Consider the following 14,486-nt stretch of genomic DNA (forward strand, 5'->3'; position numbering starts at 1 on the left):
TGGTTGGGGGTGGGGGTGGTGGGGGGGGGACCGCAGCGAGAGGGAGGGAGCAAGGAGGGGGGGGCCCCCCCCCTTTCGTGCGGTGGCCCCCCCCCCCCCGTGCCGTACGACCCGGGGCCCTGGGGCGGCCCCGGCAGAAAACAGAACCCTGGGGGGAACGCGCATGAGGCGCACCGGCCGTCATGTCACCATGCTCACCGAAGGCACCTATCCACATGTCCACGGCGGTGTCAGCACCTGGTGCGACCAGCTCGTCAAGGGCATGCCCGAGGTCGACTTCCACGTCGTCTCGCTCACCGGCAGCGGCCGCGAACCCGTGACCTGGGACCTGCCGCCCAACATCTACCGGCACACCTCCGTACCGACCTGGGGCCCGCGGCCGGGACACGGCCGGGCGCCGCGGGGCCGGGCCCGCCGCCGCTTCACCGACGCCTACGAGCGCTTCCTGCTGTCCTTCCTCGACCCCGAGTCCCGCTGCGACTTCGGGCAGGCACTCCGCGAACTGGCCGAACTCGCGCGGGACGGAGGACTGTCGGCGGCCCTGCGCTCCGAGAGCGCGCTGCGCTCCCTGATGTGGACGTGGACGTCGCCGCACGTGCCGACCGCCGCCGCCCGGCCCACCGTGCACGACGCGCTGACCGCCACCGACCTCCTCGAACACGCGCTGCGCCCGCTCGGCGTCCGCATCCCCGAGGACTCCGTGGCCCACGCCGTCAGCAGCGGGCTCGCCACCCTGCCCGCGCTGGCCGCCCGCCAGCTCGACGGCGTCCCCTTCCTGCTCACCGAGCACGGCATCTACCTGCGCGAGCGCTACCTCGGCTACCGCGGCGCCGCCCAGCGCTGGCCCGTCAAGGCCTTCATGCTCGGCTTCTACCGCGAGCTCAACTCCCTCGGCTACCGGGCCGCCGACCTCATCACGCCCTGCAACCAGTACAACCGCCGCTGGGAGGAACGCGGCGGCGCGGACGCCGACCGCATCAGGACCGTCTACAACGGCGTCGACCCGCACGCCTTCCCGCACGCGGGCCCCGAACCCGAGGTGCCCACCCTCACCTGGTGCGGCCGCGTCGACCCCATCAAGGATCTGGAGACCCTGCTGCACGCCTACTCCATGGTGCGCGCGGAGATGCCCGAGACCCGGCTGCGGCTGTTCGGCCCCGTGCCGCCCGGCGGCGAGGCCTACCGGACCCGCCTGGAGAAACTCGCCGCCGAACTCGGCGTCACCGACGGGCTGACCTTCGAGGGCCGCATCACCGAGGTGTGGCGCGCGTACGCGGCCGGCCACGTCGTCATGCTGTCCTCCATCTCCGAGGGTTTCCCCTTCTCGATCATCGAGGCCATGTCCTGCGGCCGGACCACGGTGTCCACCGACGTCGGCGGCGTGCGCGAGGCCGTCGGCGACACCGGGCTCGTCGTGCCGCCGCGCGAACCGGAGAAGATGGCGGCCGCGGCGCTGACCCTGCTCCGGGACGACGAACGGCGCCTGGAACTGGGCCGGCTGTCGCGGCAGCGGGTCATCGACCGCTTCACCCTGCGCCGCTCCGTCGACGCCTTCCGCACCATCTACCAGGAACTCGCGGGTCTGCCCGAGGTCTACGAGCCCACCGTGGAGACCGTCGCCGACTGGACCGCCGAACTGCGCGACCCCTGGTACCAGGCGGTCGCCACGGACGGAGCCGACTGGTGAACGGCCCCCGCCGGACGCCCCCCGGCACCTGCGAGGACACGCTCCCCACCCTGCCGCGGCAGCGCCGCTCGCCGGCCCGGGCGCACCCCGATCCCATCGACGAACTGGCCGGCCGGCTGGAGGAGTTCGTGGCGGCCTCGGTCCACCCGGACGAGATAGCCGCGCTCCTGGAGTCCGACGGCATGTCGGACGACCAGATCCGCGAGCGCTACGGCTGCCGCAACTCCTTCGCGCTCGCCGAGGAACTCTTCGAGCGCGTCGAGCGCAGCCATCCCGAACCGGACGGACCCGTCCACGACCCGTGGCGACTGGGGCTGCTGGGATGCCTGCTGCGCGGCGTCGTCTTCGCCCTGCCCGGCCTCGGATACGTCCTCGGCGCGCCCTTCCTGGCCGGCCCCCGCGACGGCCTCGGGCTCCCGGCCGGGACCGTCCCCCTGCTCGCCGGGGCGCTGTGCGGCTGGACCTGGAACCAGGGGCTCGCCCACCGGGCGTACTCCTGGCTGGGCCTCGGCGACCGTGCCGCCGCCCGGCGCTCGCTCCTCGTCGGCGCTCCCGCCGGGGCACTCCTCGGCTCGCTCGTCGCCGCGGGCGCGGCGGGGTCGGCGGACGCGGGCGCGGTCGTCTTCGCCGCCGGGCAGTCCTGCTACCTGGGCGCGGCCACGGTGCTGCTGGTGCTGGGCCGCGAACGGGCCCTGACCGCGGCCCTGCTGCCCATGGCGGCGGGGGCCGTCGTGGCCCTGGCCCATCCGGTCCCCGGTCCCGCCCGGGGGGTGCTGCTGCTGGGCTCCCTGCTGGCGGTCGCCGTGCTCGCCCTCTGCGAGGTGGCGCCCGCCGTACGGGAGTCGGGGGAAGGCCGCTGGACCGCCGGGCTGGTGGCCCTGCTGCCGTTCGGGAGGTACGGCGGGACCGGCGGGCCGGGGCCCCGCACCGCCGGGCCGCCGCTCGCCGCCTCCCTGCCCTACGCCCTCTTCGGGCTCGGCAGCGGCGTCCTCGTGCTCTACGCGGGGCTGGACGACGTCCTGGAGGGCAGCCGCACCGCGATGGCCGCACCGGCCGCGGTCGCCCTCACGCTCAGCATGGGCCCGGCCGAGTGGCTGCTCCACCGGTTCCGCAGCGGCAGCCTCGCCGGACTCCGCTCCAGCACCACGGCCAAGGACTTCCGGCGCATCACCGCACTCGTCCTCCTGCGCTGCCTCACCGGGTACCTCGTCGCGCTGCTCGCACTCGGCGTCGCCGCGTCCGCGCTGTGGCCGCACGCGCCCGCGGCGGGCGGCGTCCGTCTCGCCGGGCTGCTCCTGCTGGGCGTGGTGCTCTGGACGGGACTGCTGCTCCAGTCCTTCGGCGCCGTGGTGAGCGCCGCCGCGGTCTGCTGCGCGGCGGCACTCGCCCAGAGCGCGGCGCTGGCCGGCCACACGGGCAGCCCGCACCGGGTCGGCCTGATCGTGTACGGCGCCGCCGCGGCCGTCCTGGCCGGGCTGGTCTGCGGGCTCCTGGGAAGGGCGACGGCCCACCGATGAACACCGACCGGCCGAGGAACCTCCTCGTGCCCTACTACGAACACCCGGCCGTCCGCCCCGCCGAATGGCGGGCCCTGGTCGCCGCCGCGCCCCGGCTGCACAGCGTGGTGCTGAACCCGGCCAGTGGCCCCGGTGAGCGGCCCGACCCGGCGTTCGCGGAGGCGGCCGCCCGGCTGCGCGCCGCGGACGTACGGGTGCTGGGTTACGTCGACACGGACTACGGACGCCGGCCGCCCACCGAGGTCCTCGCCGACCTGGCCGGACACCGCGCGTGGTACGACGTGGACGGCGCGTTCCTGGACCAGGTCTCCTCCGGCCTCGCGGAGGTCGGGCACTACCGGGGACTCGCGGCAGCCGCCCGGGGCTCCGGCTGCGGCACCCTCGTCCTCAACCCCGGAACGCTCCCGCATCCCTCGTACGCCCCTATCGCCGATGTGCTCGTGACCTTCGAGGGCACCTGGCGGACCTACCGGGCACTGCGTCCGGTGCCGTGGGACGGCTCCGGGGCGCGGCTGTGCCACCTGGTCCACGGCGTGCCGCCGGGCGTCGATCCGGAGGCACTGGCCCGGGCCAGGGGAGCGGCCCTGCACTGCGCGGTGCCCGGCGTGGGCGATCACCCCTGGGGAACCCTGCCCCACGCGGTGGCGCCCGCGGGCTGACCCGCCCGTCGCCCGGGGCGGGGCCGGTGCGGGTCAGTGCAGGGAGAGAACGACCAGCGCGGTCGTCGCCGCCGTCTCCGCGAGACCTCCGAACACGTCGCCGGTGACACCCCCGAACCGGCGGACGCAGTGGCGCAGCAGGAGTTCGGCGGCGGCGCAGGCGGCGAGGACCGCGACCGCGCCGCGCACCAGGTCCTCCGCCCCGGACAGCGCGCTCGCGCCGGCCACCGCGCCGAGCACCACGGCCGCCACGGTCAGCGCGCCACGCACCGGCACCGCGCCCGCGACCGCCGCGCCGAGTCCCTCCGGCCGGGCCGGGGGCACCCCGGTGCGGGCGGCCAGCGTGAGCACGAGCCGGGCGGCGACCGCCGCGACGACGGCCGCGCCCGCACCGCGGGCCCACGAGCTGCCGTACGCCTGGGAGAGGGCGGCCACCTGGGCGAACAGCACGAACACGAGGGTGATCACGCCGAACGGACCGATGTCCGACTGCTTCATGATCCGCAAAGCGTCCTCGGCGGCCTTCCCGCTGCCCAGTCCGTCGGCGGTGTCGGCGAGCCCGTCCAGGTGCAGCCCCCGGGTGAGCACGGCCGGTACGGCGGCGGAGGCCACGGCGGCGGTCAGGGGCCCTGCGCCCAGCGCCAGCAGCAGCACGCCGGCCGCGGCGGCGCCCAGCCCCACCACCGCTCCGGCCGCGGGCGCACACAGCATTCCGCCACGCGCGGCGGCGCGGTCCCAGCGGGTCACCTTCACGGGCAGCACCGTCAAGGTGCCGAAGGCGAAGCGGAGGCTGTCGGAGAGGGGGGTCCTGGGCACCGGCGCAGGTTATCCGCCGGCAGAAGGAGCGCGTACAGCGGTCACGGATAAAGTTCGCATATGGGTCATTGGGTCTATCGCAACATCGTCGAGCCCGGCAAGCTCCCCCTGCTGCTGGCACTCGCCTCCTTCGTGCTGACCTTCGTGATCACGCGCGTCGTCGTCCGGATGATCCGCGCGGGCAAGGGGCCGTTCGGCAACGTGAAGGCCGGCGAGCTGCACATCCACCATGTCGTCCCCGGTGTCGTCCTCACCGTGATCGGCGGCTTCGGCGCCGTGGCCAGCGGCCGGCACGGCTTCGGCGCCGCCGCGTTCGCGGTGGTCTTCGGCGTGGGCGCGGGACTGGTGCTCGACGAGTTCGCGCTGATCCTGCACCTCGACGACGTCTACTGGACCGAGGCCGGACGCAAGAGCGTCGAGGTCGTGGTGGTCACCGCGGCCCTGGTGGGTCTGATGCTCAGCGGTTTCCTGCCGTTCGGGGTCAACGACCTCACCGACGACGAATTGCAGGACCGGGGCGGCGTCGTCCTGAGCGTCGCCCTGAACTTCTTCTTCGCGCTGCTGGCCCTGAGCAAGGGCAAGGCGCGCACGGCGATCTTCGGAGTGATCGTCCCGCTCGTCGCCCTGGTCGGCGCGATCCGGCTGGCCCGCCCCGGCTCGCCGTGGGCCAAGCGCTTCTACCGCCGGCGCCCCCGCACCCGCGCCAGGGCCAGTCTGCGCGCCTACCGCCACGACCGCCGCTGGGCCGCACCCCGGCGCCGGATGCAGGACCTGATCGGCGGCCGGCCCGATCCGGACCCGGCCCGCTCCCTGCCCGGGCGCCACTAGACCCGGCCCGGGCGTCACGGGGGCCGGTCCGCGACGCCCCGTCCGGCGCGGGGCTCAGCGGTACGTCTGCAGGTGCTTGCGGTGCAGCCACTTCGGCAGCCCGGGCGCCTCCAGGAAGCCCTCGGCACGCGCCGCGGCGACACCGATGCGCAGCAGGTCCCCGCTCTTCTCGAAGAGCAGGAACCGCGGCTCCCAGATCGGGCGGTACTTGGCGTTGGCGCGGTACAGCGACTCGATCTGCCACCAGCGCGAGAAGAAGCTCAGCAGCGAGCGCCACAGCCGCAGCACGGGCCCCGCACCGAGGCGCGAGCCGCGCTCGAAGACGGACCGGAACATCGCGAAGTTGAGCGAGACCTGGGTGATCCCGATCTCCCGGCCCCTGCGCAGGAGTTCGATCACCATGAATTCCATGAGCCCGTTCTCGGCGTCCCGGTCGCGCCGCATCAGGTCCAGGGACAGCCCGCGCGGCCCCCACGGCACGAAGGACAGCAGCGCCCTCAGCTCACCGTCGCGGTCGGTGCACTCCAGCATCACGCATCGGCCGTCCTCGGGGTCGCCGAGCCGCCCGAGCGCCATCGAGAAACCGCGCTCGGTCGCGCCGTCCCGCCAGTCGTCCGCGCGCTCCAGCAGGGACGCCATCTCCGGCGCCGGGATCTCCTCGTGGCGTCGGATGCGGACCTCGTACCCCGCCCGCCTGACCCGGTTGAAGGCCTGCCGGACGGTGCGCATCGCGCGTCCTTCGAGGGTGAAGTCGGCGATCTCGACCAGGGCCTCGTCCCCCAGTTCGAGGGCGTCGAGACCGTGCCGCGCGTAGATCGTGCCGGCTTCCTCGCTCGCTCCCATCACCGCCGGGATCCACCCGTGCGCACGGGCCTCGGCCAGCCAGGGCTCGATGGCGCCGGGCCACGCCTCCGGATCACCGACGGGGTCCCCGCTCGCCAGCGACACCCCGCCCACGACGCGGTACGCCACGGCGGCCTTGCCGGTCGGCGACCACACCACGCTCTTCTCGCGGCGCAGGGCGAAGTAGCCCAGCGAGTCGCGGTCGCCGTTCCTGTCCAGCAGCTCCCGCAGCCGCTTCTCGTCGTCCTCGGTGAGCGGGTCGACGGCGCGGCGGGAGCGGAAGGCCGCGTAGAGGACGGCGAGGACCAGCAGCGTGCTGCATCCGTTGACGGTGATGTCGACCCAGCCGGGCGTCGTGATGCCGGGGACGTGCGCATCGTCCGCGGCGACGGAGACGAGCCGCAGGGTGCCGTAGCGCCAGCGGTCGGCGAACGTCGAACTCCGGGCGTCCGGCGCCTGGTTGGTGGCCGTGACCAGGAGCGCCGCGAGCAGTGAGGTGACCAGCAGTCCACCGGTGGCGACGACCGCGGCGAGCCGCGGGTTCGAGCGGTCGCCCTTGGCGTAGAACTCCCGCCGCCCCACGACGAGCGACGCCGCGAAGGCCGCGGTCAGGCCGAGCGAGATCCAGTTCTGCGGGTACTGGCGGACTTCGGGGAAGGCCATGGCGAGGGCGAACAGCAGCAGGAAGGAGCCGCTCAGCACCAGGTTCAGGATCCAGGCGGCCCGCTTGCGGCGGCGCATGGTGACCGCGAGGAACATGGTGAAGACGCCGGACGCGAACCCAGCCGTCAGCAGGTACGGGGTGAAGTAGTTCTCCGTGTTGTGCCGCCGCACGTCCTGCCCCAGCGAGACCCACCCGGCACTCAGGAAGTTGACGAAGGCGACGCCGCGCAGATACCAGACGGCGAAGGCCGCGGCCCTGCGTGGGGCGCCGGCGGACCGGGGGTCCCGCTCGCCCTGACGGCCCGGAGCCCGTTCCCGTTCAGTGGCAATTCGGACATCTCCCATGAGGGGGGATGATAGGTGCCAACCCCCATCCAAAACCGCCGCCACGGCGCGAAGCGGCCCCAGAGGGCGCGCCTCCCACCCTCAAGCCCCCACCCACGACGGCCCCCGCCCCAGGGGCGCGAGGAACTGCGCGCCCAACCCCCACGCACCCGCACCGAACGCACGAACGGCCCCCGCCCCAGGGGCGCGAGGAACTGCGCGCCCCACCCCCACGCACCCGCAGCAGCCGAACAAGCAAGCCGCCGCAGGCGAGCGAACTCAGCCGGCCCCCTCGCCCGAAGGAGCCCCGGCCCCCTCGCCCGGAGGAACCCCGGGACCCTCGCCCGGAGGAACCCCGGGACCCACCCCGGCGACCTCCGGCAACTCCGCCGCCAACGCCGCGGCAACCCGCACCAGCGGCAACGCCAGCAACGCCCCCGCCCCCTCCCCGACGGTGACCCCGTGGTCGAGGAGCGGCTCCAGCGCCATCCGGTCGAGTGCCTTGGCCTGCGCCGGCTCCCCGCTGCTCTGCCCGGCCAGCCACCAGTCGGGCGCCCGGAAGGCGACGCGCTGTCCGACCAGGGCGCACGCGGCGGAGACGACCCCGTCGAGGATCACCGGCGTCTTGCGCACCGCGCACTGCAGCAGGAACCCGGTCATCGCGGCGAGGTCCGCCCCGCCGACCGCGGCGAGCAGCTGGAGCTGGTCCCCGAGTACGGGCCGGGCACGGCGCAAACCGTCCCGCACCGCGGCGCACTTGCGCATCCACGCGAGGTCGTCGATCGGCCGGCCGCCCCGCCCGGTGACCACCGAGGCGTCCGTCCCGCAGAGCGCGGCGACCAGTACCGCCGCCGCCGTCGTCCCGCCGACGCTCACATCGCCGAGGACGACGAGATCGGTACCGGAGTCCGCCTCCTCGTCCGCGACGGCGACGCCCGCCCGGAAGGCCGCCTCGGCCTCCTCCGGGGTCAGCGCGTCCTCGACGTCGATGCGCCCCGACCCGCGCCGCACGCGGTGGCGTACGACCTCGTCCGGCAGTCCCTCCGGGTCGCAGTCGAGCGCCATGTCGACCACCCGCACCGGGACGCCGAGCTGCCGGGCCAGGATCGCGGCGGGGCTGCCGCCCTCCAGGAGCGAGCGCACCAGCTGACCCGCGCCGCCCGCGGGCCGCGCCGACACGCCGAGTCCGGCGATCCCGTGGTCACCCGCGAACAGCACCGCGCGGGGACGCTCGATCGGCCGGACCGGCACCGCGGACTGCGCCGCCGCCAGCCATTCACCCAGCTCGTCGAGGCGGCCCAGCGACCCGGGCGGCACCGCCTGCCGCTCCCTGCGCGCCTCGGCGTCGCGGCGCACACCACCGTCGGGGCGCTCGATCAGATCGGTGAAGTCGTCGAGATTAAGCGAGCTCATTCGCCGAACAGTACCGGCCGCGATCGAACACGGCTGGGCCACGTCATTGCACCCATGATCGGGATCCCATACGTTCCGGTTTGCATCGAATTGCCACCCGGGTCCAGGAGCCGCTCATGACCCTCACTCCGCGGACGAGCGCTCTGCGCCGCGCCGCCTACCTCAGCGAACTCGCCCAGGGCACCGACCGGTTCCACGAACCGCGCCGGGAGGACTGCCCCTGGTGCGGTTCGACGCGGCTGCGCACCCGCCTGCGCACGCCCAATCTCCGCCGGCACCAGCCCGGCACCTTCGTCGTCGACGAGTGCCGGGACTGCGCCCACGCCTTCCAGAACCCCCGGCTCACCGCGGAGGGACTCGCCTTCTACCACCTCGACTTCCACGAGGGGTACGACGGCTTCGCGGAGCGGATCCTCGCCCTGCGCGGCAGCAGGCGGCGCCATCGCGCCGCCGCCCGCGCGATGCTGCGCTTCCCCGAACCGGAGAGCTGGCTGGACGTCGGCACCGGGCACGGGCACTTCGCGGAGGCGGCCAGGGCGGTCCATCCGTACACCGCCTTCGACGGCGTCGACGCCACCGCGCGCATCGAGAAGGCCTACGCGGCGGGGCGCGTCGAGGAGGCCCACCTGGGCCGTCTCACGGACGCCGGGATCGCCGAGCGGGTGCGGGGCCGCTACGACGTGGTGAGCATGTTCCACCATCTGGAGCACACCCCGGACCCCCGCGGGGAGTTGCGCGCGGCCCTGGCCGCCCTGCGTCCCGGCGGCCACCTCCTCGTCGAAGTACCCGACCCGGCCTGCGTGTTCGGCACGCTGCTGGGCCGCTGGTGGGTCAACTCGGGCCAGCCGCAGCACCTGCACCTGATGCCGCTGCCGAACCTGCTCGCCGAACTGGAGTCCCTGGGCTGCGAGATCGTCGCCACCGACCGCCGCGAACCCCACGTCCCGTACGACCTGACGGGCGCCCTCGCGCTGGCCCTGGCGCGACTCCTGCCCGACGTGGACGCCCCCTGGCGGGCCAAGCCCCCCACCGAGGTCCAGCGGGCCGTCCGCGCGGTCCTGACGAAGGCCACTCTCCCGCTGCTCGCGGCGGCCTCCGTCCTGGACCACGCCCTGGCCCCGCTGTTCAGCCGCACCCGCTTCTCGAACGCGTACCGGATCATCGCCCGTCGCGGGGCGTGAGCCGCCGTCAGCCCCGCAGGGGCAGCGCCTGCCCCGCCACCACCAGCAGCACGTGCTCGCACTCCGTCGCGAACGCGGAGTTCAGCCGCCCCAGTTCGTCGCGGTAGCGGCGGCCGGACGCCGTCGCCGGGACGATGCCGGATCCGACCTCGTTCGAGACGGCGACCACGGTCCGGCGCGTGCGGCGCACGGCGTCGGTCAGCTCGCCGACCCGCTCCCGCAGGGCGCGCTCGCCGCCGCCCGCCCACTCCGCGTCGTCCCAGGCGCCGACCGCGTCCATCGCGTCCGTCAGCCACAGGGACAGGCAGTCGATGAGCAGCGGAGGGCCGTCCTCGGCCAGCAGGGGCACCAGGTCGCACGTCTCGGCGGTGCGCCAGGACCCCGGCCGGCGCTCGCGGTGGGCGTGCACCCGGGACGCCCACTCGCCGTCCCCGCTGCGGGTGCCGCCCGTCGCCACGTACAGCACCTCGGGGAAGGCCTCCAGGCGGCGCTCGGCCTCGACGGACTTGCCGGAACGGGCACCGCCCAGCACGAGGGTGCGCCGCGGCACGTCCGGTACGTCCTCGTAGACGCCGACGGTCAGCGTCGTGCCGTCCGGCACCGCCCGTGCGCCCGCGGCGGCCAGCCTGCGGCGCAGTTCGGCCCCCGGCGGCACGTCGTGGTCGAGGTGCACGGCGACGACGTCACTCGTCGGTCCGACCGCCCCGGCCGCCCGCAGCCGCGCCAGACCGTCCGGGCGCCCCACGACGTCGGCCACCACCATGTCGTACGCCCCGCCGTTCACGTCGAGACCGGCCGGCGCCGCACCCGGCGGCAGGTACAGCACGCGCTGCCCGTCGGGACCCGTCACCGCGTACCCGGTCCCGGGCGCGTCCATCGGCACCGCCCGCACCCGGTGCCCGGTGAGCAGGGACAGCTCCCGCCCGTCCGGCACCCGTCCGGGCTGCGGCACGCCCGCGGGGACCTCGACCGCGGGGCCGTTGTGCGGATGGGAGAGCAGCACCTGCCGTACGCCGCCCAGCGAGCGCCCGGCGCGGGCGGCGGCGAACGCGGCGCCGGGTGTGAGGTCGAGCAGCAGCGTCCCGTCCACCAGCAGCGCGGTCGCCGCCCGCGCGTCGGAGCCGAGCGCGCGGGCGCAGGCGGCGCAGGGACAGTCGGGGCGGGGGAGGCCCGCGGGGGCACCGGTGCCGAGCAGAGTCAGTTCCACGGAGCTGATTTTCGCGTGTCGGTGCAGGTCTTGCGCGTCCGGCTAGGCTTCGGGCAGGGGGCTGGATCTTGTCCGGTCCCCGCTGTGCAGTGTGCTCATACCTGGGAGGCGTACATGGCGGCATGGACGTGGCGGTTCGAGAAGGCCGACGGGGCGGAGGTCCCGCCCTCGGTCGTGCCGGAGGAGTTCACCACGCAGGGGGACGCCGAGTCCTGGATCGGGGAGCACTGGAAGGACCTCGCGGACGGAGGTGCGGACCAGGTGCGGCTGTTCGAGGACAGCACGGAGATCTACGGGCCGATGAGCCTGCACGCCGAGGAGGCGTAGTCCCGCGGTGCTGCCGGGGGCCCCGCTCCCGGCAGCACCGACCCGCCCGGGTTCATGTCGGGCGAGTGGAGGCCGGGGTCGCGGCCTCTCAGCCGCGTACGCCGCACAGGTGCAGCAGTGCCGCCACCCGGCGATAGGGGTCCGTGCGTCCGGCGCGCTCCTCGGCGGCCAGCAGGACGTCCACGTCGGGGGGCACCTCGGCGCCGTCCGCCGCCGTGTCCGTGAAGACCCGCACCCCGTACCAGGCGTGCAGCGGCGCACCGATCCCCGAGAGCGTCGACGTCAGGGTGGCCAGCCGGTCGGCGCGGACGTCGAGACCGAGCCGGTTGCGGTACGAGACCGTGTCGAACGCGCCCAGTGTGCCGGCCCAGTCCCCGGCCAGTCCCGGCCGCATGGCCAGCGCGTCCGCGTTCCGCACGAGGAGGGACAGCAGCCCGCCGGGGGCCAGCATCCGGGCCATTCCGGCGAGCAGGGCGTCCGGCTCCTCGACGTACATCAGCACCCCGTGGCAGAGCACCACGTCGAAGCTGCCGGGCAGGAAGTGGACGCCGGTCTCCCGGCCGTCGCCCTCGATGAGCCGGACACGCCCCTGGATGCCCTCGGGCTCGGCGGCGAGCGCCTCCCGGGCGACGGAGAGCATCCTGGCGTCCTGCTCGATCCCGGTCACCTGGTGCCCGGCGCGCGCCAGCCGCAGCGCCTGCGTGCCCTGCCCCATGCCGACGTCGAGAATCCGCAGCCGCTGCCCGACCGGGAACCGGCCGGCTATCTGCTCGTCGAGCTGCCGGGCCACCAGCTCCTGTCGCACGACATCACGCAGACCGCCCAGCTTGCTCAGCCAGGCGTCCGCCGCGCCCCCGGAGAAAGACGTCGCGCTCAGGGCCGCTCTCCGCGCTTGACCTGCGGCTTGGGCAGCCGGAGTCGACGCATCTGCAGGGTGCGCATCAGCGCGTACGGGACGGCGCCCTTCTTGGGCACGTCGGGGAAGCGCGTGTTCAGCTGCTTCTTGAGGCGGATCGCGATGCCGATCGAGTCCAGCACGATCATCGCGATCACCACGAGCCACAGCAGCAGGGCGATGTTCTGCAGCGAACCCACCCGCACCATGCTGAGCACGAGGATGACCACGGCCATCGGCAGGAAGAACTCGGCGACGCAGAAGCGCGAGTCCACGAAGTCACGCGCGAACTTGCGCACCGGTCCCTTGTCACGGACGGGGAGGTATCGCTCGTCGCCGCTGGCCAGCGCCTGGCGCTGCCGCTCCAGCTGGGCCCGGCGATCGTCGCGCTGCCGCTTGGCCGCCTCCTTCCGCGACGTCGGCGTGTTGGCGACGCTGCGGCGCTGGGTCTGGGCCTCACTGCGCTTGGGCGTGGGGCGACCCTTGGGGGCCTGCGGGTCTCGGGGCTGCTTGGAGTCGGTCACCTGCGCCTTGACGGCGGGGGCCTTCTCTTCCTTGGCACGGCTACGGAACACAAAACCCAAGGGTACGGGGTGCCGGGGCATGGACCGCAGCCGAGTGGGGAACGATCCGGCAACACCGGACGTCTCTAGGGGGACAAGGGGGACGTTGCACGCGGTTCTCCCCGGGAGATCCCACCGGTCCTCCGGGGGACCCCGAGAGACACCTACTCCCTACGCCGGAGCGGGGCCGTACGCAGTCGTCCTTGGGGATGAGCGCATCCGTCCCCGAACAGTGCGGTAATGGATGCAGGGCCCGTACTGTGGGTTCTGTCGCAGGTGCTGGAGCTGTAGTCCGTCAGAAGGGGGCGCGCGAAGCCCATGAGCGGTGTCATGAAGCGTATGGGGATGATCTTCCGCGCGAAGGCGAACAAGGCCCTTGACCGGGCCGAGGACCCGCGCGAAACCCTCGATTACTCGTACCAGAAACAGCTGGAGCTGCTCCAGAAGGTGCGCCGTGGCGTCGCCGACGTGGCGACCTCGCGCAAGCGCCTGGAACTGCAGCTCAACCAGCTCCAGTCGCAGTCCTCCAAGCTGGAGGACCAGGGCCGCAAGGCGCTCGCCCTCGGCCGCGAGGACCTGGCCCGTGAGGCACTCTCCCGCCGGGCCGCGCTCCAGCAGCAGGTGACCGACCTGGAGACCCAGCACCAGACGCTCCAGGGCGAGGAGGAGAAGCTCACCCTCGCGGCCCAACGGCTGCAGGCCAAGGTGGACGCCTTCCGCACGAAGAAGGAGACCATCAAGGCCACCTACACCGCGGCCCAGGCGCAGACCCGGATCGGCGAGGCCTTCTCGGGCATCTCCGAGGAGATGGGCGACGTGGGCATGGCCATCCAGCGGGCCGAGGACAAGACGGCGCAGCTCCAGGCGCGGGCCGGCGCGATCGACGAACTGCTCGCCTCCGGGGCCCTCGACGACCAGTCCGGCCTCGCCAAGGACGACATCCAGAGCGAGCTGGACCGGCTCTCCGGTGGTACGGATGTAGAGCTGGAACTGCAACGGATGAAGGCGGAGCTGGCGGGCGGCTCGTCGTCGAAGCAGGCGATCGAGGGCGGTCCGGGGCACACCCAGGCGCAGCAGCCGCAGGACACTCCGCGCTTCGACAAGCAGTAGGAACGCACCGGACATCCGCCGGGTCCCACGCCTGAGGAGGGCGACATGATCGTACGGATCATGGGGGAGGGGCAGGTGACGCTGGCCGACAGCCACCTCACCGAACTGAACAAGCTGGACGACGACCTGCTCGCCGAGATGGAGCGCGGCGACAGGGAGGGCTTCCGGCGCACGCTGGCCGGTCTGCTGGAGGCGGTCCGCCGGCTGGGCACGCCCCTGCCCGACGACTCCCTGGAGCCGTCCGAGCTGATCCTCCCCTCGCCCGACGCGTCCCTCGAAGAGGTCCGGGACATGCTCAGCGACGACGGCCTGATCCCGGGCTGAGGCTCCCCGCCCACCGAAGGACGCGGCCGGTCCCGCCCGGCCGCGGGCCCACAGTCCCGCTGCGCGCGGTCGCGCCGTCGGGCGGCACGGCCTGCGGGCGGCCCCCTCCACAGCCACGTGGCCGGACGG

Annotated in this window: 14 protein-coding genes; 8 read left to right on the forward strand and 6 right to left on the reverse strand. The window is 74.1% G+C overall.

Going from position 1 to position 14,486, the window contains the following annotated elements:
* The first annotated feature begins 163 nt into the window (after positions 1-163).
* From pelF to ACZ4NT_RS17435, 3 genes are read left to right on the forward strand one after another with little or no spacing between them, the layout of a single operon-like run.
* Entirely contained in the window at positions 164-1,687 is a 1,524-nt protein-coding gene (pelF, locus tag ACZ4NT_RS17425) for a GT4 family glycosyltransferase PelF (RefSeq protein ID WP_467726140.1), read from the forward strand.
* Complete coding sequence (locus ACZ4NT_RS17430; protein ID WP_467726142.1) at positions 1,684-3,204, forward strand: hypothetical protein; 1,521 nt, start codon at positions 1,684-1,686, stop codon at positions 3,202-3,204. The genes pelF and ACZ4NT_RS17430 overlap by 4 nt, the downstream gene beginning before the upstream one ends.
* On the forward strand, positions 3,201-3,863 hold the full coding sequence (locus ACZ4NT_RS17435; RefSeq protein WP_467726144.1) for a spherulation-specific family 4 protein: 663 nt from the start codon (positions 3,201-3,203) through the stop codon (positions 3,861-3,863). The genes ACZ4NT_RS17430 and ACZ4NT_RS17435 overlap by 4 nt, the downstream gene beginning before the upstream one ends.
* 33 nt (positions 3,864-3,896) lie before the next feature.
* Here the strand turns inward: ACZ4NT_RS17435 and ACZ4NT_RS17440 are convergent, their stop codons facing one another.
* Positions 3,897-4,679: an adenosylcobinamide-GDP ribazoletransferase gene (locus tag ACZ4NT_RS17440; RefSeq protein WP_467726146.1), complete on the reverse strand. Its 783-nt coding sequence runs from the start codon at positions 4,677-4,679 to the stop codon at positions 3,897-3,899.
* 60 nt (positions 4,680-4,739) lie between these two features.
* Between ACZ4NT_RS17440 and ACZ4NT_RS17445 the strand changes: the two genes are divergently transcribed.
* Positions 4,740-5,507 carry a hypothetical protein gene (locus ACZ4NT_RS17445; RefSeq protein WP_121403442.1) on the forward strand — a complete coding sequence of 256 codons (768 nt, stop codon included), beginning with the start codon at positions 4,740-4,742 and terminating at the stop codon, positions 5,505-5,507.
* Between the two features lie 54 nt (positions 5,508-5,561).
* Here ACZ4NT_RS17445 and ACZ4NT_RS17450 read toward each other — a convergent pair whose 3' ends face one another.
* On the reverse strand, positions 5,562-7,358 hold the full coding sequence (locus tag ACZ4NT_RS17450; RefSeq protein ID WP_467726148.1) for a phosphatidylglycerol lysyltransferase domain-containing protein: 1,797 nt from the start codon (positions 7,356-7,358) through the stop codon (positions 5,562-5,564).
* Positions 7,359-7,616: 258 nt separating this feature from the next.
* Positions 7,617-8,750, reverse strand: coding sequence for a nicotinate-nucleotide--dimethylbenzimidazole phosphoribosyltransferase (cobT, locus tag ACZ4NT_RS17455; RefSeq protein WP_467726150.1), 1,134 nt, complete (start codon positions 8,748-8,750; stop codon positions 7,617-7,619).
* A 116-nt stretch (positions 8,751-8,866) separates the two neighbouring features.
* On the opposite strand from cobT, the gene ACZ4NT_RS17460 reads away from it, so the two are divergent.
* Positions 8,867-9,931: a class I SAM-dependent methyltransferase gene (locus ACZ4NT_RS17460; protein WP_467726152.1), complete on the forward strand. Its 1,065-nt coding sequence runs from the start codon at positions 8,867-8,869 to the stop codon at positions 9,929-9,931.
* Positions 9,932-9,938: 7 nt separating this feature from the next.
* Here the strand turns inward: ACZ4NT_RS17460 and ACZ4NT_RS17465 are convergent, their stop codons facing one another.
* Positions 9,939-11,138, reverse strand: coding sequence for a bifunctional adenosylcobinamide kinase/adenosylcobinamide-phosphate guanylyltransferase (locus ACZ4NT_RS17465; RefSeq protein WP_121403446.1), 1,200 nt, complete (start codon positions 11,136-11,138; stop codon positions 9,939-9,941).
* Positions 11,139-11,252: 114 nt separating this feature from the next.
* Here ACZ4NT_RS17465 and ACZ4NT_RS17470 point away from each other — a divergent pair, with 114 nt between their 5' ends.
* Positions 11,253-11,465, forward strand: a complete 213-nt coding sequence (locus ACZ4NT_RS17470; RefSeq protein ID WP_121403447.1) for a hypothetical protein — start codon at positions 11,253-11,255, stop codon at positions 11,463-11,465.
* Positions 11,466-11,553: 88 nt separating this feature from the next.
* Here the strand turns inward: ACZ4NT_RS17470 and ACZ4NT_RS17475 are convergent, their stop codons facing one another.
* Positions 11,554-12,255: a methyltransferase domain-containing protein gene (locus ACZ4NT_RS17475; RefSeq protein ID WP_121403448.1), complete on the reverse strand. Its 702-nt coding sequence runs from the start codon at positions 12,253-12,255 to the stop codon at positions 11,554-11,556.
* 83 nt (positions 12,256-12,338) lie between these two features.
* Positions 12,339-12,965 carry a DUF3043 domain-containing protein gene (locus ACZ4NT_RS17480; protein ID WP_121403449.1) on the reverse strand — a complete coding sequence of 209 codons (627 nt, stop codon included), beginning with the start codon at positions 12,963-12,965 and terminating at the stop codon, positions 12,339-12,341.
* A gap of 276 nt (positions 12,966-13,241) precedes the next feature.
* Between ACZ4NT_RS17480 and ACZ4NT_RS17485 the strand changes: the two genes are divergently transcribed.
* Together ACZ4NT_RS17485 and pspAA are read left to right on the forward strand one after the other, a co-directional pair.
* Entirely contained in the window at positions 13,242-14,033 is a 792-nt protein-coding gene (locus tag ACZ4NT_RS17485; RefSeq protein ID WP_121403450.1) for a PspA/IM30 family protein, read from the forward strand.
* Between the two features lie 45 nt (positions 14,034-14,078).
* On the forward strand, positions 14,079-14,357 hold the full coding sequence (gene pspAA / locus ACZ4NT_RS17490; protein WP_121403451.1) for a PspA-associated protein PspAA: 279 nt from the start codon (positions 14,079-14,081) through the stop codon (positions 14,355-14,357).
* Positions 14,358-14,486: the final 129 nt, after the last annotated feature.

The sequence above is a fragment of the Streptomyces sp. NPDC026417 genome (assembly GCF_055567695.1).

Excerpts from the sequence above, each read along its gene's own strand:
- pelF (WP_467726140.1), top strand. The coding sequence starts at position 164 with ATGAGGCGCACCGGCCGTCATGTCACCATGCTCACCGAAGGCACCTAT.
- ACZ4NT_RS17435 (WP_467726144.1), top strand. The coding sequence starts at position 3,201 with ATGAACACCGACCGGCCGAGGAACCTCCTCGTGCCCTACTACGAACAC.
- ACZ4NT_RS17445 (WP_121403442.1), top strand. The coding sequence starts at position 4,740 with ATGGGTCATTGGGTCTATCGCAACATCGTCGAGCCCGGCAAGCTCCCC.
- ACZ4NT_RS17450 (WP_467726148.1), bottom strand. The coding sequence starts at position 7,358 with ATGGGAGATGTCCGAATTGCCACTGAACGGGAACGGGCTCCGGGCCGT.
- cobT (WP_467726150.1), bottom strand. The coding sequence starts at position 8,750 with ATGAGCTCGCTTAATCTCGACGACTTCACCGATCTGATCGAGCGCCCC.
- ACZ4NT_RS17460 (WP_467726152.1), top strand. The coding sequence starts at position 8,867 with ATGACCCTCACTCCGCGGACGAGCGCTCTGCGCCGCGCCGCCTACCTC.
- ACZ4NT_RS17470 (WP_121403447.1), top strand. The coding sequence starts at position 11,253 with ATGGCGGCATGGACGTGGCGGTTCGAGAAGGCCGACGGGGCGGAGGTC.
- ACZ4NT_RS17480 (WP_121403449.1), bottom strand. The coding sequence starts at position 12,965 with ATGCCCCGGCACCCCGTACCCTTGGGTTTTGTGTTCCGTAGCCGTGCC.
- ACZ4NT_RS17485 (WP_121403450.1), top strand. The coding sequence starts at position 13,242 with ATGAGCGGTGTCATGAAGCGTATGGGGATGATCTTCCGCGCGAAGGCG.
- pspAA (WP_121403451.1), top strand. The coding sequence starts at position 14,079 with ATGATCGTACGGATCATGGGGGAGGGGCAGGTGACGCTGGCCGACAGC.